The following is a 21,318-nucleotide window of genomic DNA, read 5'->3' on the forward strand; positions in this document are numbered from 1 at the left end:
TTAACTTAGTACAAATTAAACGAGCTTGTCCATAGTCGGCATGCCGTCTTGCGCGCCGAACACCGTAACGGAGTAGGAAGCTGCTCGAACCGCGAGCGGAAGCGTCTGCTCCAGTGGCCAGCCGTTTGCAACGCCGTAGCATAGTGCGGCATTGAACGAATCGCCGGCGCCAGTCGTGTCAACCACCTGCACGATAGGGGCAGCGAAAGTAGCGATGCTGCCGGAATCTGCGCAGGAGATGCCGTGCTTGCCGCGCGTAACGATGAGCTTCTGTCCTGGGAAGCGAGTATTCCAAGCGGTCATTCGTTCGAATAGCTGCTCCTCGGAATCAATGTCGATCGTTCCGCCACAGTACATTTCGAACTCGGTCTCATTCGGTGTGAAGTAGTCAGCGAGCGCTATCTGCTCATCCGTAAGCGGCAGGGCAGGGGCGGGGTTAAGAATCGTCGTCACGCCAGCTTCGCGAGCGATACGTAGAGCAGCTTCGACGGCTGGCATTGGAATTTCAAGCTGTACGATCAGCGCATCGGCACCTCGAATAACATCGTCATATGGCTCTATAGTCGCTTCGGGTGAGCATTCGCCGTTCGCGCCAGGCACGATGACGATGCAGTTGTCATTCTCGGTATGCATAATGGTCGCTGTTCCTGTCGGAACGCCTTCAAGCGTCGCAATTGCTTCGGTCTTCACTCCGAACTGCTTCATACGATTCATAATTTCCGAGCCGAAAGCATCGTCACCGACTGCGCCGATCATCGTTACTTCAGCGCCAAGCTTCGCGCAGCCGACCGCCTGGTTCGCGCCTTTGCCGCCGGAGATGTAATGGATGGCGTCCCCTTGAATCGTTTCCCCGATCTTCGGCATTCTTTGCATGGAAATGACGAGATCCATGTTTAAGCTTCCAACAACTGCAATCGACGGGCGTCTGCTCACTCGTATATCATCCTCTTCTGTAATGGGATTGTGGTAACGGTTACATACATCTTTCACTGAATATAGCATGCGCCAAAATAGATCGTCAATCTCATCATGTCCGTGAAAAACAAAAGAAGCTTATGCACGAGGCATAAGCTTCTCTCCATCTATTCTATGTATTTCATGATTTCAAATGGTCGGGATGACACGATTTGAACATGCGACCCCCTGGTCCCAAACCAGGTGCTCTACCAAGCTGAGCTACATCCCGGAGTAAAGAAGATGGTGCCGGCGATAGGAGTCGAACCCACGACCTACTGATTACAAGTCAGTTGCTCTACCAACTGAGCTACACCGGCATCTCATTTACTGAAGCACAAGACGTATCTTATCACATGAATAAAAATCTAGGCAAGTCCCTTTTTGATTTTTTTTTGTTATTTTGTCACCTCATGTTGAATCTGTTTGTTGGTCCACAGAATTCGGCGATCTTCGAGCAGTGCAAAACCAAATTTGCTGTAGAAATAGCGCAGACGTTCAAGATGACCCTTCTGATCGGTGAGATGCATGCGCCCCTCGATATAGGCGATACCTTCACTTAGTGCACGCCTCAGAAGCTCCTCCATCATGATGGTTCCGTAGCCTTGTCCGATTTTGTCGCCGAGAATGCGAATGTATTGGAGCTTCCACGCATCCTTTCCAGGCACCTTCGTGACATACATGTTCAGATCGTTTACATACCGCTTCGACGCAACGCCGCTTGCATAAACAATCCGTGCATTAATATCGCAGCTGTCAACTGGTGAATACAGAATGACGGTATTACCATGCTTCGATTCGGTGATGTGAAGGACGCGGCAATCGTCTTCTTCAATATGGGCAAGCTCTGCATGCAATCTCGCTTCATCCATCATAAAGGACCTCCCAAACTTAAGAATGAGCTGTCGTAATTCCATCTTATTTGGCGTCCGAAGAAGAAATGACTTTCCCGCTGCCATATCTATGAACTTGGCCGAATACGCTAGTACAAAAGCAAGGAAGAGGTGGGGCGCCCCTTGAGCACACAGAAGCCGGTTGTAACGAAGGAAGAGCTGCTGCAGAAAGACCGCAAGTATGTATGGCATCATATGTCGCCGCATAATGACAACCCGCTCATCATTGTCTCGGGAGAAGGCTGCTGGATCACTGATGCGGATGGGAACCGCTACTTCGACGGGATGTCGGGGCTGTGGTGCGTCAACGTCGGACATGGTCGGGAGCGAATCGCATTGGCAGCGTATGAGCAGATGAAGACGATTGCTTATTCGCCGATGAGCCAGTCGCATGTGCCGGCTATTCAGCTAGCGGAGAAGATAGGCAGTTGGCTTGAAGGTGATTACCGGATCTTCTTCTCCAACTCCGGATCGGATGCGAATGAAGTAGCGTTTAAGATTGCCAGGCAATATTTTCATCAAAAAGGGGAGCCCGCACGCCATAAATTTATTGCGAGGCATCGAGCCTATCATGGCAGTTCATTTGGCGCGCTGAGCGCGACTGGGCAGGCGCAGAGAAAGCTGAAGTATGAGCCGCTCGGAGCTGGATTCCAGCATGTTCCTCCGCCTTATTGCTACCGCTGTCCGTTTGGACAAACCTATGGAAGCTGCGGGCTGGAATGTGCGGATGCAGTCGAGGCAGCGATCAACTGGGAAGGCGCAGATTCCGTGGCAGGCGTTATTCTTGAGCCGGTCATAACGGGCGGGGGCATGATCGTACCGCCTGCGGAATATTTGCCGAAGATCCGGGAGATCTGTGACAAGTATGGCGTACTGCTGATCTTGGACGAGGTGATATGCGGATTCGGAAGGTCTGGCGAGAAGTTCGGTCATCACAACTTCGGCGTGGAGCCGGATATCGTAACAATGGCGAAGGGGCTGACCAGCGCTTATTCGCCGCTCTCGGCAACGGCAGTCCGCAGCTCGCTGTACGAGAGCTTCAAAGGTAAAGATGGAGCAAGCCACTTCCGCCATGTGAACACGTTCGGCGGTAATCAGGTGTCCTGCGCAGTGGCGATAGCGAACCTCGAAATTATGGAAGAGGAGCAGCTCGTCGCAAGGTCTGCTCAGATCGGCAAGGAACTTAAGCGGCTGCTGGACCCGCTGCGAGCGCATCCGAACATCGGCGACATTCGACTCTTCGGCTCCGCGTGTGGCATCGAGCTTGTTACGGATCAGCTGTCGAAGAACCCTGCGGAGTCGGATATGGTGCTGCAAGTCATCGGCGGCTGCAAGGCGCGCGGCTTGCTCATTGGGAAGAACGGCGATACAGTGCCGGGCTTCAATAACATTATTACGCTCTGTCCGCCGCTCATTACGACGGATGACGAGCTCACCTTTATTGCAGGTACGATCACGGAGGCACTTGAGTCAATCCGCTTGTAGGCAGGGGGGAGAAAAATGTCAACAGCCGGTAGTCTGACCATTAACAACGAGCGACTGCACCAGCGGATAGAGGAGCTTGCTCGGATTGGTAAGCTTGGCGATACCGGAGTATGCCGGCTTGCGTTATCGCCTGAAGACTTGCAAGGTGTGCTGCTGGTGAAGAGCTGGATGGAGCAAGCAGGTCTTGCTGCTCGCATCGATGCCTTCGGCAATCTGATCGGCAGATTAGAAGGGAAGGATCCGGGCAAGCCGATTCTGATGCTCGGCTCGCATATTGATTCCCAGCCGTATGGCGGCAGGTTTGACGGCGCGATTGGTGTGCTTGGCGCTCTCGAAGCGGTGCAGACGTTGATCGAGCTGGGCGAGCAGCCAGAACAGCCCATCGAGGTTGTCGCATTCTGCGATGAAGAAGGCTGCCGTTTCAATAAAGGACTGTTCGGCGTTCGCGGTATGACCGGGAAGCTCGAGGTAGGGGAGCTTGAGCGCCAGGACGGGAACGGCATTACGCGGCGCGAGGCACTGCTCGCCTTCGGCGGCGATCCGAGCCGGTTCGAGGCAGATCAATATCCTGCGGGCGCGATCGGCGCATTCCTCGAGCTGCACATCGAACAAGGGCCCGTGCTTGACGCGCGTCAAGAGCCGCTTGGCATCGTGACAGGCATAGCCGGACCGCTCTGGCTGACAGTGGAGCTGACCGGCTTCGCAGGTCATGCCGGCTCTGTGCCGATGCCGATGCGCCGGGATGCTCTTGTTGGCGCCGCTCGTATCATTACGGCACTCAATCAGCTTGCGCGCTCAGAGGCCGGTGCGCCGACAGTCGGCACGGTCGGCGCGCTATCGGTATTCCCGAACTCGCGGAATATCATCCCCGAGAAGGTGACGTTCACCGTCGATCTCCGCGACATCGATATGACACGCCGTGCCGACCGGGAGAGACAGCTTCGCAATGTGCTTGAAGAAGTGTGTGTTGAACATGGCCTCACGTATACGGTTCGTGAGGATACGAACAATGAAGCGAGATTTTGTGCGGATTGGATAAGGGCGATCATGCGCGATGAAGCGACGGGGCTGCTTGGTAACGCGCCTCCTGAACTCATGAGTGGGCCGTTTCACGATTCGCTCGCACTGTCGTATGTGTGCGATTATGCAATGATTTTTGTTCGCTGCAAGGACGGCATTAGCCATAATCCGCTCGAATACGCTGCTCCGCGGGACATTGAGCTCGGAGCTGAACTGTTATACAAGGCGATGGTACGTCTTTGTAAAGGGTGAGGAGGTGTAAAACTTGTTTATTTCTGATGATGCATTGCAGCGCAATTTTGCAGAAGTGAAGCCAGGAATGCGACCGAAGCAGGCGTTCGAGGAGGCACACCGATGTCTGTATTGCTACGATGCGCCGTGCATTAAAGCATGCCCTACAGGCATTAACATTCCGTCCTTCATTAAACGGATCGCGAACAAGAATATGCTCGGCTCGGCAAGGACGATTCTGGAGGCGAATCCGATGGGAGCCAGCTGTGCGCGGGTCTGTCCGACCGAAGAGCTGTGCGAAGGGGCTTGTGTGCTGAATGATACATCGAAGCCGATTCTGATTGGCGATTTGCAGCGGTTTGCAACCGATTGGGCGATCCGCAACAATCAGCAGCTGTTCGCTTCTGGAGAGCGAAATGGTCGTTCTGTCGCAGTCATCGGAGGCGGTCCGGCAGGGTTGTCCGCAGCACGTGAGCTGGCGAGATTCGGCTTTGCCGTTACGGTATATGAGGCGAAGGCACAAGCAGGCGGGCTGAATACATACGGCATCGTGTCATTCCGTCTGCCGAAGGAAATCGCTCTTTGGGAAGTGGAGCAGGTTCGAAGACTCGGTGTCGATATCCGGACGAACACGGTTGTTGGGCGGGATGTGTCAACCTCCGAACTGCTCGCATCGTTTGACGCAGTCGTTCTGGCGGTAGGAATGTCCAAGGTGCCGATGATGGGTATTCCCGGCGAAGAGCTTGAAGGAGTCTACGATGCAATTGAGCTTGTTGAGAAGACGAAGGTCTCGCTGTCTGGCGAGCTGAGCGGCCGCCGAGTTGTCGTTATCGGTGCAGGCAATACCGCGATTGACGCGGCAACCTGTTCTGTGCGTATGGGGGCAGACCATGTCGAGATCTGTTACAGGCGATCCAAGCAGGAGATGACCGCGTATGAATTCGAATACGAATTTGCGAAGAGTGACGGTGTTGCATTCCGCTGGTTGACAGCTCCCGTACGTATCATTGGCGATGAGCATGGACGTGTAAAGGCTATCGAGTGTGTAAGGATGAAGCTGGAGCAGGCTGAGAGTGGCAGACGCGCGCGTCCGGTGCCGATTGCTGGAAGTGAATTTACAATTGAAGCGGATGCCGTCATCAAGGCGATCGGCCAAACCCGGCATGCTTCGCTTGTAGATCAATTTCAGCTCGCTCATAAGCGCGGTGTTGTTTCCATTGATCGAGAGTCGTATCAGACATCGAATCCGAAAATATTCGCAGCGGGAGATGTCATCTTCGGTGAAGGCCAAGGGGATGCGATGGTCGTATCCGCTGTGCAGCAAGGAAAACTGGCGGCTTTCGCAATCTACAAGCAGCTCGTACTGGACGATCCAGACGGGGAGCGTCAAACAACGTAAGTCAACATTTCATAGAAGGGCAGGGCGTTCCTATGGCTGATTTGCGCATTAACTTGGCGGGGATCGAATCCCCGAACCCGTTCTGGCTCGCCTCCGCTCCGCCAACCAATACGGGGTATCAGGTGCAGCGGGCTTTCGAAGCTGGCTGGGGAGGTGCGGTGTGGAAGACGCTTGGCGATCCGATCATCAACACTTCCTCTAGGTTCGCCGCCGTACATTTTAACGGACAACGGGTTGCAGGCTTTAACAATATCGAGCTCATTACGGACCGCCCGCTTGATGTCAATTTGAAGGAAATTTATGAAACGAAGAAACGATTCCCGGACCATGCGCTTGTCGTGTCTCTAATGGTTGAGCCAAAGCGGGAGAAATGGCATGAGATTGTAAAGAAGGTCGAAGCCGTCGGCGTGGACGGGCTGGAGCTAAACTTCGGGTGTCCGCATGGCATGGCGGAGCGAGGGATGGGTTCGGCCTCGGGTCAACAGCCGGATCTCGTGGAGCGTCAGACGTATTGGGCGAAAGAGGCTGCGAGAACGCCTGTTATTGTTAAGCTGACGCCGAATATCACCGATATTACGGCAACAGCGATTGCGGCTGCGAGAGGCTGCGCGGATGCGATCTCGCTCATCAACACGATTAACTCGCTTGCAGGCGTCGATCTTGACTCCTGGAACACAATTCCGCATGTGGGCGGCAAAGGCTCGCATGGCGGCTACTGCGGTCCTGCCGTAAAGCCGATTGCGCTCAATATGGTAGCGGAATGCGCGCGCAATTCAAAGGTAGGCATCCCAATCTCGGGCATTGGCGGCATCTCGGATTGGAAGGATGCGGCAGAGTTTATGTTGATGGGCGCTACTGGTGTGCAAGTGTGCACCGCAGTGATGCATCATGGGTTCCGCATCGTTGAAGAGATGATAGACGGATTGTCGAACTACCTCGACAGCAAAGGGATTGAACGTGTTAGCGACCTCACCGGACGCGCCGTTCCGCGATATACGGATTGGGGCAACTTGGACCTGAATTATGCGGTGGCAGCCCGAATTCATACGGACACTTGCATCAATTGCAACAAGTGCTACATTGCCTGTGAGGATACAGCGCATCAGTGCATCGAACGGATTGAAGAATCAGGTCGGAGCTACTTGAAGGTGCGCGAGGAAGATTGTGTAGGCTGCAATCTTTGCGCGATTGTTTGTCCCGTCGAAGGTGCGATTGAGATGGTGGATCTGCCATCCGCTGGTGTGTCAATGAGTTGGAATGAAAGGCAGACAGCGATAGCGAAGCTGAAGATGAAAGGGGCGTAACGCGGATGGCACGACTCATTACGAACGGTATCGTCGTGACGGCGGCAGATACGATGAAAGCCGATGTGCTTATCGAGAACGGCATCGTGACTGCAATTGGCAGTTCCTTAGCACAGCTTGCTCCGCAAGACTCGGAGGTGATTGATGCTGCCGGGTGCTACGTCTTCCCCGGGGGCGTCGATCCGCATACGCATCTGGATATGCCGTTCGGCGGCACGGTGACGGCCGACGACTTCGAGACAGGTACAATTGCGGCTGCATTCGGCGGCACAACAACCATTGTTGACTTCTGCCTGACGGAGAAAGGGAAGCCGCTCAGCAGTTCTATTGACACATGGCATCGCAAAGCCGAAGGAAAAGCAGTCATTGACTATGGCTTTCACCTGATGATCAGCGAGATCAATGATCAAGTGCTCTCAGAGCTTCCTAACATCATCAAGCAGGATGGCATCACGTCCTTCAAAGTGTTTATGGCGTACAAAAATGTGCTGCAAGCCGATGATGGTATTCTGTATCGGACGCTCCAAAATGCGAAGCAGCATGGCGCGCTCGTCATGGTGCATGCCGAGAATGGCGATGTTATTGATGAGCTGATCAAGCAGGCGTTATCGGCAGGACATACAGAGCCAATCTATCATGCGCTGACACGCCCTTCGATACTGGAAGGCGAGGCGACTGGCAGAGCTGTAAGGCTGACGGCGCTTGCGGATTCTCAGCTTTATGTTGTTCACGTTACTTGCGAGGAAGCGGTGCGTCAGATTGCGCAAGGCCGGCTCGAAGGCTATAACGTGTGGGGAGAGACATGCCCGCAATATTTGCTGCTAGATATTACGCAGCTGGAGAAGCCGGATTTTGAAGGGGCAAAGTACGTCTGGTCGCCACCGCTCCGCGCCAAACAACACCAGGAAGTGCTGTGGAACGCACTGAAGAATGGACAGCTGCAGACGGTCGGCTCGGATCAATGCTCGTTCAATTTCAAAGGGCAGAAGGAGCTTGGAGCAGCGGACTTCAGCAAAATCCCTAATGGGGGTCCGATCATCGAAGACCGCTTCAGCTTGCTCTACTCGGAAGGAGTCGGTAAAGGGCGACTGACGCTCAATCAATTCGTCGATGTAATCGCAACACGCGCGGCGAAGCTGTTCGGGGTCTTCCCGCAGAAAGGAACGATAGCGGTCGGCAGCGATGCCGATATCGTCATCTTTGATCCGTCTGTAGAGCGGGTCATCTCCGCGCAAACCCATCATATGAATGTCGATTACAACCCATTCGAAGGGCTAGCTGTGAAGGGTGAGCCCGTCTCTGTACTAAGTCGTGGCGAGTTCATTATTCGGGATCGGCAGTTTGTCGGTACGAAGGGGAGCGGTAAGTTTCTACACCGTAAGACATTCGGAACTTCTTATTAAGGGAGGAGACTTCTTATGTCGGATTTCCAAGATTTTCTGGCGGAGAAGAATGCGATAGACGGGTATTTGGAGCAAGATTATCGCATCGTTGGGGTGACGGAGGAGCTGGACGGCGACAGGCTGCGGCTTCAACCTCCGTCAGGTGCACCGGACAGCAAACCGGTCACGCTGCTAATTCAGAATGCGAATGCGCGTAAATACTGGTCGACGCTGCTGTTTGCAAGCTCTGAGTCGGATGATCTGTAATCGGCTGAGCCAAGGTGAGATCGTAAGCATTTGAGCCTTTTCCCACTATGCGGGAAAAGGTTCTTTTGTTTGCGGCTGCTTTTGATATAATGATGTCAACAAAGTTAACGTGAAACTCTGTCGCGAGGTGATCAGCATGTCCGGTGTCATTGGCAAAGCGATCGATATTCTGGATGCGCTCGTTCCGCAAGGGATGGAGAAGGAACTCAGTGTGACGGAGATCAGCAAACAGCTGGAAATGCCTGTCCAGAGCGCGCATCGGATACTAAACACGCTCACCCAGTACGGCTTCGTCACCCAGAATAGCCGAACCAAGAAGTATAAGCTCGGCCTCTCGCTTATGAAGTACGGCTTCCTTATGTGGGATAGTCTGATGTTCCGTTCCGTCGCACGGCCCTACATCGAAGAGCTATCGCAAAAAACACGAGAAACCGTATACCTCGCAAGCCGCGAAAATAACGAAGGTGTGTACATCGACTCTATCGATTCCCCGCAAATCCTCAAAATTTCCGAACCGATCGGGCTTCGGCTCCCACTCTACATCGGCGCGTCTAATCGGGTCATTCTCGCGTATATGCCTCATAAATTGCAAGAACAGCTGCTTCGGGGCGTCGATTGGGCAAAAGTGCCGTCACTAAAGCCGCTCACGCTGGAGTATGTCAAAGCGGATCTGCAGCGTATCCGAGCGCAGGGCTACAGCGTTACGACCGGGGAGGCGACGGAAGGTACGACCGGCATCGCCGCGCCGATATTCTCTTATGAGCGCACTGTTGTCGGGTCCATCAACGTTGCAGGACCGGAGCTGAGGTTTCAAACCGATACGATTGAGAAGTACAGCTATTATGTCAAGAAATATGCGGGTCTGATCTCAGCTGAGCTCGGCTACTCGGGCAGCTCCGAACGAGCATAACTGTAGCGAACGACCTTGATATCTCCGGTGCACCTCTTTTGATAAGGGGATGCCGGGGATTTTTTTATGTAAAATTTATAGGTCTTCCCATTATTCGGGAAATGGCTATTTGGAGTGCTAAGGATTGTCACTATAATGTGAGGTAACCTAACCTCTATCGTTCGTTCTTCGTTTCAGGATTGAGGAGGCACTTGGCAAGAGAAAGAGAGGAATGGAGATGGAACTCATACAGAAACAGAAGGTGAAGCATCCGCTTGAGCCGCTTAGCACAGAAGAGATTGCACTTGCTGTGAAGGTGCTAAGAGAGACGAAGCATCTCGGCGCATTCGACCGGTTCGTATCCGTCATGCTGAAGGAGCCGAAGAAGAGTGATGTGTTACTCTTCGATAACTCGAAGTCGCTCGATCGGGAAGCGGCCATTATTATTCTGAACAACACGCAGAATGCTTGCTTTGAAGCGACCGTCTCGCTCACAAGCGAAACGGTCGTATCGTGGGTGCATGTTCCGGGCGTGCAGCCGACAATTATGCTGGATGAGCAGATTGAATGCGAAATCGCGGTCAAGGAAGATGTGGCGTTTCAGGCCGCACTTGCCAGGCTTGGTGTAATGGACGCCTCGCTCGTCATGGTCGACCTTTGGTCTGCTGGTAACTTCGGAGGTGCCTATGAGAATTCTCGCCGAATCGCAAGGCCGCTGTGCTTCCTGCGAAGCAAACCAAGTGAGAATGGCTATGCTCGGCCGCTCGGGATTATCCCGGTTGTCGACTTGAACGAGATGAAAGTGCTGCAGGTCGAGGAGTATCCTTACAAGGCGATCCCGTCACAGCCGGCTCATTATGCACTAGCTGAGACAGGACCGTTGCGCGCTGACTTGAAACGAATAGACATTACACAGCCGGATGGCCCGAGCTTTGCGATAGACAGCCATGAAGTGAATTGGCAGAAGTGGAATCTTCGTGTCGGCTTCAATGCTAGAGAAGGGTTGACGATCCACACCATCAGCTATACCGATGGTGGAGTGAAACGTCCTGTGCTGTACAGGGCGTCATTATCGGAAATGGTTGTACCCTACGGCGATCCTGGACCTACGCAGAACCGCAAGAATGCGTTCGACAGCGGCGAGTATGGGATCGGCCAATTGGCGAACAGCCTGGAACTAGGGTGCGATTGCGTCGGCTACATCCGCTACTTGGACGCGGCAATGACGAACAGCCGCGGCGATACCGTCGTTATCAAGAACGCGATCTGTATGCATGAGGAGGACTACGGCATCCTGTGGAAGCATACGGACTGGCGAACGAATGAAGTCGAGGTCAGACGTTCGCGCAGACTCGTCATTTCGTCGATTTCGACGGTCGCCAATTATGAATATGGCTTCTTCTGGTATTTCTATCAGGATGGCAATATCGAATTTCAAGTGAAGCTGACCGGCATTCTGTCCGTCGGTTGTCTAACCGATGGCGAGAAGCCTCTGTACGGCACGATGGTAGCGCCTGAACTCTATGCACCGAATCATCAACACTTCTTCAATGTACGGCTTGACCTACAGATTGACGGGAACGAGAACTCCGTTTACGAAGTCGATACAGTGCCTGCTCCACTTGGTCCGGAGAACCCGATGAGCAACGCGTTCATGGCGAAGTCGACGCTGCTTGCTGTGGAGAACGAAGCTGTTCGAGATTTGAAGTTGGAGACGGCGCGTTACTGGAAGTTCGTGAATGACAATGTGAAGAATGATATGAATCAATCCGTCGGTTACAAAATCGTCCCAGGCGAGAACTGCTTTCCCTTCGCAGCACCGGAGTCTGATCTCATCAAGCGCGCCGGATTCATTACGCACCACATGTGGGTCACTCCATACGATCCAGATGAGTTGTATGCAGCAGGCAAATATCCGAATCAGCATGCGGGCGGCGACGGTTTGACGAAGTGGTCCAAGCAGAACCGGTCCGTGGAGAACACGGACATCGTCGTCTGGTACACGATGGGCCACAATCATATTCCGCGTCCGGAGGATTGGCCGGTCATGCCTGCAGCGTATACCGGATTTCTGCTGAAGCCAACAGGCTTCTTCAACTGCAGCCCAGCGCTCGACGCCCCTCCGACTTTGAAGAAAACAGCAGCAAGTGGAGGCGATACCTGCTGCTCTAGGGAGGGGCATGGATGAAAGAGAGCCGCGCTGTGATAAAAGGAGAAGAGAACCGCTTGTTTGCGCTTTCGACCGTACCTGTTGCACTTATGCTGCTCATTCATGGCATTCATCTGCTGCTCGCCCCGGCTCTTGCAGGTATTGGCCTTGGAGTAGCGGCGATGCATCATGCGCACCAGCATGAGATGGACTCGTCGATGGCGATGTCCATGCCGATGTCCATGCCGATGTCTGGTGCAAGCAGCTCGCTGTCATGGTTGACCGCCTTGCTAGTGATCTTGAACGGCATCGCGATCTACTGCGCTTGCCGAATGCTGTACCGGATGGTGAAGCAGCGCGAGACGGGAAGAACACAAGCAGCACGGTTGAAGGCTATTGTGTCTGTACTATCCATTCTTATTGGAGTTGCGACTTTCGTTGTTATGTAAATGATGGAGGCGATGCAAATGAATAGAAGGAAGGGTTACGTATCGCTGTCGTTGGCGGTTCGAGTTGGACTCGCGGTAATCGCGCTATGGTGTTTAACGATGACCTCCGTATTTGCGGAAGAAGCTGCAGCACCTGTTGTGGATACAGGCGATTCCGCTTGGATGCTGATTTCCTCTGCAATCGTGATGTTCATGTTCGTCCCGGGGCTTGCGCTCTTCTACGGAGGGATGGTCAGCTCGCGTAATGTGCTCTCGACGATGATGTACAGCTTAAGCAGCATGCTAGTCGTTAGTATCGTATGGGTGCTGTGCGCCTACACGCTTGCGTTTGGACCTGATGTAGGTGGCTTGATTGGTAAGCTTGATTTTGCAATGTTCAGCGGGGTGAGCGGAGACCCGGCAGGTGCGATGACGATTCCGCATTTCATCTTCGCGATCTTCCAGTGCTTGTTCGCCGCGATTACCGTTGCGTTAATCTCCGGTGCCGCTGCGGAACGGATTCGGTTGTCGGCATGGGTCATTTTCTCGGTTTTGTGGGTCACCTTCGTTTATGCGCCGATGGCGCACTGGACATGGGGCGGCGGCTGGCTGATGAAGCTGGGCGGGCTTGATTTTGCCGGAGGAACGGTCGTTCATATTCTTTCAGGCGTCAGTGCGCTCGTCGTTGCGCTCATGATCGGACCGCGTGAAGGGTTTCCGCATCAGAAGGAATCGATGCATAATGTCATCTTATTCTTCATTGGCGGCATGTCGCTTTGGTTTGGCTGGATGGGCTTCAACGGCGGCAGCGCGCTTGCTTCTGGTTCTCTTGCAACACTCGCCTATGCAACGACACATATGGCAGCAGCAGCTGGTGGTATCGCATGGATGGCGATTGAATGGTACAGACGCGGCAAGCCGACGCTCGTAGGCACCGTCACTGGTGTTATTGCCGGACTCATCGCCATAACCCCAGCGGCAGGGTTCGTCTCCGTCGCCTCTTCGCTCCCGATCGGAGCTACCGCGAGCATTGTCTGCTACTTCGGCGTTCATTTTCTCAAGTCTCGCTTTAACTATGACGATACGCTTGATGTGTTTGGCTTGCACGGTTTAGGCGGCATTTGGGGAGCTCTTGCAACAGGCATTTTCGCCAGCAAATCGGTCAATCCGGCCGGCAATGACGGACTGCTCTTCGGCAATCCGAAGCAGGTGCTAATCCAACTGCTCGATGTTGGCGTGGCGATCGTGCTCGCCGCTGCTGGCACCTACGTGCTGCTGAAGGTTATCAGCCTCTTTGTGCCCCTTCGCGTTGCAAAAGATCAAGAGGAGGTGGGGCTCGACATCAGCTTGCACGGGGAGAATGCGTATAAGGAACCTTCGCCATCGCCTGTGGTCGCAGTATCAAATCGGCAGTCGTCGCCTGCCCTTGTCGGCGATTGATGCCATTTATGTTCACCTATATAAAATGAGATTAGATCCTCTGTCTGCTGACAGAGGTTCTTTTTTATAAGTATGCACAAAGACAAACTAGCCGCGGCGGTTTATACTTGGGCTATACGATGCTTCAAAATATTAGGAGGCGTAAGCGGATGAGCTCAACCGTTGTAAAGATGGGCACGCGGGAGCTGGTCATGAACGGGCCGTACATGACGGAGCTGCGTGAATCAAATGATATTCTAGATGACGAGGCGGCGCTTCGTAGAAGGCTCAAGGAAGACGGGTATTTGTTCATCCGCGGCTTTCATGACCGCACGAAGGTACAGCAAGCGAGGTTAGCATACTTGCAGCGCATAGCAGAACAGGGCAAGCTGATGCTAGGAACAGCGATAGAGGAAGGCATCATCAACTCGCACAATAAAGGCGCTGCCTTCTTGGGCAGCGAGAATCAACCGCCAGAACTGCTCGAAGTTGTCAACAGTGAGTCGACCATGCAATTCTTCAACAGATTTCTAGGCGGGCCATCGCTTACCTACGATTACAAGTGGGTGCGGGCAGTCGGTACCGGCGACTTCACTGGCGCGCATTACGATATCGTGTACATGGGACGCGGCACCAAGAACCTGTACACGCTATGGACGCCCCTTGATGATATCTCCTATGAGCTCGGGGGACTTGCGATTTTACTCGGGTCGCAGCATTTTGACCGTGTTCGTGAAACCTATGGACAGATGGATGTTGATCGCGACCGCGTCGATGGCTGGTTCGCGGATGATCCGCTCGAGTTGATCGAGAAATTTGGTGGCCAATGGGCGACAGCAGAGTTCAGAGCAGGCGACGCGCTTATCTTCGGCATGTACACGATGCATGGCTCGCTGACGAATCAGACGAACCGCTACCGTTTTAGTGCGGACACCAGGTATCAGCTTCAGAGCGAACCAGTTGATGAACGCTGGATCGGCGCCAAACCGAAAGGCCATTACGGTTGGCACGCCGGTCCGACGATCAGTATGGAGGAAGCGCGGACGAAATGGGGCGTGTAACAGCTGCAACTGCCACTTTCTTGAAGAGACCGGTTATGATAAATTTAATAAATAATTTCTGAAACATCTTACTGGATATGTCGTATAGAAAAGCATGAACGAAAACGAACATCATTTTCGAGGAGGAACTTGAACCATGTCTGTATTTAAACGATTGCGAGATCTTACATTGTCGAACGTATATTCATTAATTGAGAAAGCGGAGGATCCGATTAAACTAACCGACCAGTACATCCGCGATATGCAGGAGGATCTCGAGGATGCAGAGAAAGCCGTAGCTTCGCAAATTGCCATTGAAAAGAAGTTCAAACAATTGTATGAGGAGCAAGACGCGCTCGTAACGAAGCGTGAAGAGCAGGCGCATACGGCTGCATCGCTTCAGAACATCGAGCTTGCCCGCCGCGCGTTGGAAGAGAAGAGAGCAGCTGAGCAGAAGCGTAATGAGTACAAGGCGAGCTTCGATCAGAACAAAGCGGCAGCTGATAATCTTCGTGCGAAGCTTACTGAAATGCGCGGCCAGCTGACAGAGATGAAGAACAAGCGCGAGACGCTTGTGGCGCGTTACCAAGCAGCGAAGGCGCAAGCGGATATTAACAAGTCGATGGCAGGATTCAGCTCCGATACGGCGATGGCTGGTTTGAAGCGGATGGAAGAGAAAATGCTCCAAGCTGAGGCGATGGCAGAAGCGAGCAATGAGATGAACAGCAAGGCCAAATCGCTTGACGATGAATTCGAAGCGCTAGGCAAGAACAAGGAAGTCGATGATGAGCTTGCAACGTTGATGAAGAAGTACGAGAACAAAGAGTAAGCTTGGTGCTGGTGAAGGAAGAACGTCTGCAGGCAAGTCTGGGTCATTCCAGGGTGCCGAACGACGTTTTTTCTTTGCACAGTAGATGAGCTCATATTGATGATGGAGGATCAATCCGATGACATTAGATGAGATGCTAGGTATTCTGGTATGGACAGGCGCAGGTGCAGTGCTACTGATCGTGCTGATGGCGATCGATTCATTTTTTACGCGGTATAAGGATTTGGAAGAGATCAAGAAGGGGAATGTGGCGGTGACGAGCAGATTCATTATGAAACTGCTCGCACAAGCCTATATTCTGGCGCAATCCATCTCGAGCTCAGACCATCTTGGCGATGCACTGCTAGCATCGGTCATTTCCTTCGTCATCCTGCTGCTTATTGAGAGCTTGGTTGAAGTCGCGCTTAGATCCACGGTCTCCCTTGACCTCGGCGAAGGCACGAAGGAAGGTAAGATGTCGCATGCGCTTCTGGCGGGCTCGCTGCATGTCGCTGGGGCGCTCGTTATCGGTTCGTGTCTATAAACTTGAACATTAGGGAGTAATCACTCATGGGTTTATTCAAACGGATTAAAAATATTATGGCGAAGCCGGAGCCGCCGCGTGTGGAGAAGAGCATGCTAACGATTGGGCCTGGTGATGTGTGTGAAGTATCGCTTATCACCTACCAAGTGGTCGGCCGGCTGCATAACCGCCAGCGGAACATCGTAGTGCTTACGCTTCAGGATGGTTCAGCAATCAGTTACTTGACCATTGAGGAGCGGGAACGGACAGAGTTCGCGCTTTATGGGCCAATTGACGGCAGACTTGATTCCGTTGAAGAAGTGCCGACAGAGCTAGAGCTGGATGGCCGGATGTATTATTTGGAAGAACAATATTCCGGTTTTGTCGTGACGACAGGCCGGACGCCGTTTGTACAGGGCGGCGAGCAATACGTGTGGCAGTTTCAGTCCGATGATATGAAGCTATTGCGCATAGAGTGGCAGGACGGACGGTTTATGTTGTACGAAGGTGAAGATGTGTTGTCAGCCGATGTGCGCGTTCTCCGCGGCAGTTAGGAGTGGATGAGCTAAAGTGCGAATTCATCGTTCTTATTTGATCAAAATATTGCTTGTCATTTCACTGATCTTCCCGCTTCTTGCCGCTTGCGGCATCACGGACACGATTCAAGAGAAATATCCGCTCGAATCGGTGAACGGCAGTGGCTCGCAGACATCCTATGTCTACCGGGCTGCTGGAGTCAGCGTTCCGGAAGTGGCGAAGGCGCTTATTGAAGAGTCGAAGCCGCAGCAGCAGTCGCCTGAGAAGACGGATCATATGTTTCTTGTCTACTCGGACAAGATCATCCATCTACAGCAGGATACGAAGAAGATTGAAGATACGCTCATCGAGGTCGATTCCAAGGAGTATGTTCGCAACAATTACAGCTCCAGCTTCCTTGAAGGGTATTTGATTGCAAGCCTACTTGGCGATCTGTTCGATAATGGCCGCTATGGCCAAGGCACATATCGCGGTTATGACGATCGGGACAAGTACAAGCCGAAGAGCGGCAATTATCACGCTCCGACGACGCAAGAGAAGAAAGCAATTCCGCCAATGACAGTGAACCGGTCCGGTTCGATCTTCAAGCGGTCGAAGAATGCGGATACGAGCAGAGTAGGTGAGGGTGGTCTGTTCAATAAGGCGCCCCCGAAATCATCCGGATCGATTACACGAGGCTCGGATGGTGATAAGAAATCAAGCTCGTTCACGCCGCCGAAGAAGTCAAAGCCGAAGACAAGAGTTGGATTCGGACGTGTTAAGAGGCGCAGATAGGAAGTATAGTAGCAAGAAAAGAACAGCAAGAACGGCATGTGAGGGTGATAGCGCCTTCGGATGCCGTTCTTTTTTTTGTAACTTTATGTTCAGCTGCGAAATGGTATATGATGAAAAAAATGATGATTTTGCATAATGATCCAAACAGGAAGGGGACCTAATGGGATGAAACGCTTATTGTCACCGCTGAATACGGTGGTGCTCACGCAGTTTTTAAGTGCGTTCGCGGATAATTTGAATTTCTTTCTCATCGTTGGAATGGTCAAGCGTCAAGGAGTAGAGAACCCTGATATTGCAGTCAACTACATTCAGATCGCTTTTCTATGCGCGTATGTATTTCTTGCTCCGATTGTTGGCGCGTTCGCTGACAAGAAGGCGAAATCGCATGTATTGCTGCTCGGCAATATATTGAAGGCCATTGGAATAGCGATGCTGCTGTTTAACTTGCCGCCGGCGCTATGCTATATGTTCGTCGGAATCGGTGCGGTCGTCTACTCGCCGGGCAAGTACGGTATCCTGACGGAGCTTACTTCAACGGAGGATGAGCTTCTTCGTGCAAATGCCAAAGTGGAAGGCTCTACGATACTCGCGATTCTGCTTGGTACAGTGGCAGGAGGCTTCTTAGCAGAAAGCTCCGACATGCCTGCGATTATAACTTGTCTCGGCGTCTATCTGGTGTCGCTATTCATGACGTTTATCATTCCGGCAAGAGCTGGAGACAAGTCGATTAGGTATGGACCGGAAGCGATGCAGTTTCTTCGCGATGTCTCGCTGCTGTTTCGTAACCCCCGGGCGCGGTTCTCCTTGATCGGCACCGGCTCGTTCTGGCTGACAGCTGCTGTGCTGCGTATTGCGCTAATCGCGTGGTTGCCGCTCAACCTGGGTATCGAAGATACAGACCAGCAGTCGATGATGATTGGCATCACGGCAATCGGCGTCGTCTTCAGTGCGTTCTTGACGCCGCGCTTCGTGCCTGCTGGCAAGCTGCACCGCGCTTTCTATTTCGGGCTATTCATGGTGGCTTCGGTGATGGTGGCATCGTTTACGTATGTGTTATGGCTAACGATTGTGCTGCTCTTCCTAATTGGTCTCTTCGGCGGCATCTTCGTCATTCCGCTCAATACGATGTTGCAGGAGGAAGGGAAATCCCTCATCGGCTCAGGCAAAACAATTGCCGTTCAGAACTTCAGCGAGAACATTCTTACGGTTACCGGCTTGTGCATCTATTTGACACTGAGCCAGATGCATGTATCCGTGAATGGCTCCGTTATTGGCATCGGACTAGTGCTGCTTCTATTTATTCTCTTCTTGGCGACGCAGCTTTCCAACATTCGCGGAAGAGGGGACAGGCCGCTGCACTAAATGAGCAGCAACAATAAGGTATAACCGTAACTGAAGATGAATAGTATCAATTGGCTATATCTCGATTGTCAATTGTCTGCTAAACTATACGGACGTTACTATTTTTGTAGGAGGCTTCACTCGTGTCGTCGGAACCGCTGCTTACATTTCTATCACCGCCGCTTCCTTATTTTATTGAGTCTAACCGAACTACATATCAGCCGGGCGGCGAGCATCCGAACCGCCTTAATATCGGTGTGTTCGATCTGTTATTCGTACATAGCGGAAAGCTGTATATTGGCGAGGAATCTCATACTTGGGAAGTCGGCCCGGGCCAGATGCTCATTCTAAGGCCGGACAAATGGCATTATCCGACAAAGCCTTGCACAGAGGAAACCGTGTTCGATTGGGTACATTTCCAAACGGCAGGACCGTGGGAAGAACTAAGCGACATCAACTGCGGCACGCTCCGCGGTGATTATTACTCCTATGCTATCCGGTTGCCGAAGACGATGTCATTTTCATATCCGCAAGAAGTCATTACTCTGTTCGGGAAGCTTCATGAAGCTGCGCTTGGCACGTCACATGCTGCGTTCTGGCAGCGCCAGCAATGGTTCCTGCATCTGCTGCAGCTGTTCGATGAAGGTTGGAGAAGCGATGCGGCTAAAGCGCCGATTGCGGTTGCCGAAGAAGCGGCTGCTTACTTAAAGATGCATTTCCGGACAACGGTGACCAACGGTAAGCTTGGTGAAGTGTTGGGGCTTCATCCTAACTATATCGCGCGCTGCATGAGCGATGTGTTCGACTGTACGCCGCAGCAATATTTGCTCTCTTATCGGATGGATCAGGCGAAGCTCATGCTGATGAAGACGAATTGGCCGATTTCGCGTATAGCGGATGAGACGGGATTCAAGCAGACGCCGCATTTCTCACGTTCGTTCGCGGAGCATGTCGGCATTACGCCGCTGTCTTACCGCAAGAGGTTCACTGGCAGTGCGAGCACCAGGCACGCTGAGCCGCGCGAGGACGGGTATTAACGCCATCTTTCATTCCATGTAAAAAAAGGTCGTCCCTTCTTAAGGGACGGCCTTTTTATTTGGCGTGCTTCTGGTTGGATAACGAATCGTAATGACTCTATTGAAGCCCGAAAGTCGATTACAACGTCCACGCAATTGCAAGTCGATTACAGCGCTAGTTCAAGAATCTGTCTAACATCCTCTTGCTGCAGCTTCTTGAAGTTGCCGAGCGGTCCGAATAGCACCGCTTCTCTCGCCATGACATCGAGATTGTCACTGCCGATGTTATAGTGTGCAAGCGTTGCAGGAGCGCCAATGCGATTGAAGAACTCGCGAGTCGCTTCAATGCCGGCAAGTGCCAGTTCATCATCCGACTTTGATCCGCGTTCGACTCCCCATACCCGCTCCGCATATTGCGTGAAGCGGTCAATCCGCTCTTTATACACGTATTTCATCCAGTTCGGGAACAAGATGGACAAGCCTGAGCCATGCGGAATGTCATAGATCGCGCTAACCTCGTGTTCGATGCCATGCGAAGCCCAGTCGTTCTGCGTGCCGACACTAATCAATCCACCGTTCAGTGCCATCGTGCCGCACAGCATTAAGTTCGCGCGGGCATCGTAATCGTTCGGATTCTCGAGCGCTTTCTCTGCATTCTCAATAACCGTGAGCAGCACGGATTCACAGAGACGCTCCTGAAGCGGCGCGTTCTCCGTCAGCGTGAAGTATTGTTCGAATACGTGCGACATAATGTCAACGACACCGTTGACGGTTTGGTCGCTTGGTACGGAGTAGGTCAATGTTGGATCGAGAATGGAGAAACGCGGGTAAACATGCAGGCTGCTGAAAGCTCGCTTCTGCTTCGTTTCCCAGTTCGAGATAACGGCGTTGCCGTTCATTTCCGAGCCGGTTGCCGATAGCGTCAAAATTGTGCCGATTGGAAGGGCTTCCTGGATTTGTGCCTTTTGCATTAAGAAGTCCCATACATCGCCATCATACAGCGCGCCTGCCGCAATCGCCTTTGCTGCGTCAATTACGCTGCCGCCGCCAACGGCTAGAATCAGATCGACCTTCTCGCTGCGGCACAACTCGATGCCTTTATTTACGGACGTCAACCGCGGATTTGGCTCAACACCAGCTAGTTCTACGACCTTCGCGTCAATCGAATTCAATTGGGCTAGCACTTCATCGTACAAACCGCTACGTTTAATGCTGCCGCCTCCATAGACGAGCAGAACCGTTTTGCCATATGGCGCAACCAAGCTAGCGAGCTGGCTTACCGTGCCTTGACCGAATACGATATTGGTCGAATTTTGAAATGAGAATGAATTCATGAGAAGCCCCCTTTGTCATTTTTTACATCCAGTTCATCTTAGCGATTTTGCGATCTATAAGTCAAGGAGGGCCGTGGCAGCGCGTTTTCGGAGATCATTCTTAACATTATTAAAGAAGTATCTAA

General features: G+C 52.6%; 20 protein-coding genes and 2 tRNA genes. 17 read left to right on the top strand and 5 right to left on the bottom strand.

What is annotated here, in order from left to right; translation table 11 throughout:
* Positions 1-15 precede the first annotated feature (15 nt).
* From BMY11_RS03160 to BMY11_RS03175, 4 genes are all read right to left on the bottom strand, one after another.
* The gene (locus BMY11_RS03160) at positions 16-933 is read right to left on the bottom strand and encodes a ribokinase (RefSeq protein WP_256217282.1); all 918 of its coding nucleotides are present in this window, start codon (positions 931-933) and stop codon (positions 16-18) included.
* A gap of 176 nt (positions 934-1,109) precedes the next feature.
* Positions 1,110-1,186: transfer RNA gene (locus BMY11_RS03165), tRNA-Pro, on the bottom strand.
* A gap of 12 nt (positions 1,187-1,198) precedes the next feature.
* Positions 1,199-1,274 (bottom strand) — tRNA-Thr (locus tag BMY11_RS03170).
* Between the two features lie 78 nt (positions 1,275-1,352).
* Positions 1,353-1,829, bottom strand: a complete 477-nt coding sequence (locus tag BMY11_RS03175) for a GNAT family protein (protein WP_143069202.1) — start codon at positions 1,827-1,829, stop codon at positions 1,353-1,355.
* A gap of 141 nt (positions 1,830-1,970) precedes the next feature.
* Between BMY11_RS03175 and BMY11_RS03180 the strand changes: the two genes are divergently transcribed.
* The 17 genes from BMY11_RS03180 to BMY11_RS03260 all read left to right on the top strand — a co-directional run bounded on the left by BMY11_RS03180 (position 1,971) and on the right by BMY11_RS03260 (position 19,880).
* Positions 1,971-3,332, top strand: coding sequence for an aspartate aminotransferase family protein (locus tag BMY11_RS03180; RefSeq protein WP_090573003.1), 1,362 nt, complete (start codon positions 1,971-1,973; stop codon positions 3,330-3,332).
* A gap of 15 nt (positions 3,333-3,347) precedes the next feature.
* Positions 3,348-4,604: a M20 family metallo-hydrolase gene (locus BMY11_RS03185; protein ID WP_090573004.1), complete on the top strand. Its 1,257-nt coding sequence runs from the start codon at positions 3,348-3,350 to the stop codon at positions 4,602-4,604.
* A 13-nt stretch (positions 4,605-4,617) separates the two neighbouring features.
* Positions 4,618-5,982 carry an NAD(P)-dependent oxidoreductase gene (locus tag BMY11_RS03190; protein WP_256217283.1) on the top strand — a complete coding sequence of 455 codons (1,365 nt, stop codon included), beginning with the start codon at positions 4,618-4,620 and terminating at the stop codon, positions 5,980-5,982.
* Positions 5,983-6,014: 32 nt separating this feature from the next.
* Positions 6,015-7,286, top strand: a complete 1,272-nt coding sequence (gene preA / locus BMY11_RS03195) for an NAD-dependent dihydropyrimidine dehydrogenase subunit PreA (RefSeq protein ID WP_090573005.1) — start codon at positions 6,015-6,017, stop codon at positions 7,284-7,286.
* A gap of 5 nt (positions 7,287-7,291) precedes the next feature.
* Positions 7,292-8,689, top strand: coding sequence for a dihydropyrimidinase (gene hydA, locus BMY11_RS03200; protein WP_090573006.1), 1,398 nt, complete (start codon positions 7,292-7,294; stop codon positions 8,687-8,689).
* A gap of 15 nt (positions 8,690-8,704) precedes the next feature.
* Complete coding sequence (locus BMY11_RS03205) at positions 8,705-8,935, top strand: hypothetical protein (protein ID WP_090573007.1); 231 nt, start codon at positions 8,705-8,707, stop codon at positions 8,933-8,935.
* Positions 8,936-9,071: 136 nt separating this feature from the next.
* Entirely contained in the window at positions 9,072-9,845 is a 774-nt protein-coding gene (locus BMY11_RS03210; protein ID WP_090573008.1) for an IclR family transcriptional regulator, read from the top strand.
* 217 nt (positions 9,846-10,062) lie between these two features.
* The gene (locus tag BMY11_RS03215; protein ID WP_256217284.1) at positions 10,063-12,012 is read left to right on the top strand and encodes a primary-amine oxidase; all 1,950 of its coding nucleotides are present in this window, start codon (positions 10,063-10,065) and stop codon (positions 12,010-12,012) included.
* On the top strand, positions 12,009-12,422 hold the full coding sequence (locus BMY11_RS03220; RefSeq protein WP_090573010.1) for a hypothetical protein: 414 nt from the start codon (positions 12,009-12,011) through the stop codon (positions 12,420-12,422). The genes BMY11_RS03215 and BMY11_RS03220 overlap by 4 nt, the downstream gene beginning before the upstream one ends.
* A gap of 138 nt (positions 12,423-12,560) precedes the next feature.
* Positions 12,561-13,841: an ammonium transporter gene (locus BMY11_RS03225; RefSeq protein ID WP_218150163.1), complete on the top strand. Its 1,281-nt coding sequence runs from the start codon at positions 12,561-12,563 to the stop codon at positions 13,839-13,841.
* A gap of 149 nt (positions 13,842-13,990) precedes the next feature.
* Positions 13,991-14,881, top strand: coding sequence for a phytanoyl-CoA dioxygenase family protein (locus BMY11_RS03230; RefSeq protein ID WP_090573011.1), 891 nt, complete (start codon positions 13,991-13,993; stop codon positions 14,879-14,881).
* Positions 14,882-15,017: 136 nt separating this feature from the next.
* The gene (locus tag BMY11_RS03235; protein ID WP_090573012.1) at positions 15,018-15,689 is read left to right on the top strand and encodes a PspA/IM30 family protein; all 672 of its coding nucleotides are present in this window, start codon (positions 15,018-15,020) and stop codon (positions 15,687-15,689) included.
* Between the two features lie 118 nt (positions 15,690-15,807).
* Positions 15,808-16,212, top strand: coding sequence for a DUF350 domain-containing protein (locus BMY11_RS03240; RefSeq protein WP_090573013.1), 405 nt, complete (start codon positions 15,808-15,810; stop codon positions 16,210-16,212).
* 26 nt (positions 16,213-16,238) lie between these two features.
* A complete protein-coding gene (locus tag BMY11_RS03245) occupies positions 16,239-16,745 on the top strand; it encodes a DUF4178 domain-containing protein (protein WP_090573014.1) in 507 nt (168 codons plus the stop codon).
* Between the two features lie 16 nt (positions 16,746-16,761).
* Positions 16,762-17,502, top strand: a complete 741-nt coding sequence (locus BMY11_RS03250) for a DUF4247 domain-containing protein (protein WP_090573015.1) — start codon at positions 16,762-16,764, stop codon at positions 17,500-17,502.
* Between the two features lie 165 nt (positions 17,503-17,667).
* On the top strand, positions 17,668-18,864 hold the full coding sequence (gene lplT, locus BMY11_RS03255) for a lysophospholipid transporter LplT (protein WP_177182474.1): 1,197 nt from the start codon (positions 17,668-17,670) through the stop codon (positions 18,862-18,864).
* A gap of 122 nt (positions 18,865-18,986) precedes the next feature.
* Entirely contained in the window at positions 18,987-19,880 is an 894-nt protein-coding gene (locus BMY11_RS03260; protein ID WP_090573017.1) for a helix-turn-helix transcriptional regulator, read from the top strand.
* Between the two features lie 146 nt (positions 19,881-20,026).
* Here the strand turns inward: BMY11_RS03260 and BMY11_RS03265 are convergent, their stop codons facing one another.
* The gene (locus tag BMY11_RS03265; protein ID WP_090573018.1) at positions 20,027-21,193 is read right to left on the bottom strand and encodes an iron-containing alcohol dehydrogenase; all 1,167 of its coding nucleotides are present in this window, start codon (positions 21,191-21,193) and stop codon (positions 20,027-20,029) included.
* Between the last annotated feature and the right edge of the window lie 125 nt (positions 21,194-21,318).

The organism is Paenibacillus sp. OV219 (assembly GCF_900110075.1).
Lineage (GTDB): Bacteria > Bacillota > Bacilli > Paenibacillales > Paenibacillaceae > Paenibacillus_Z.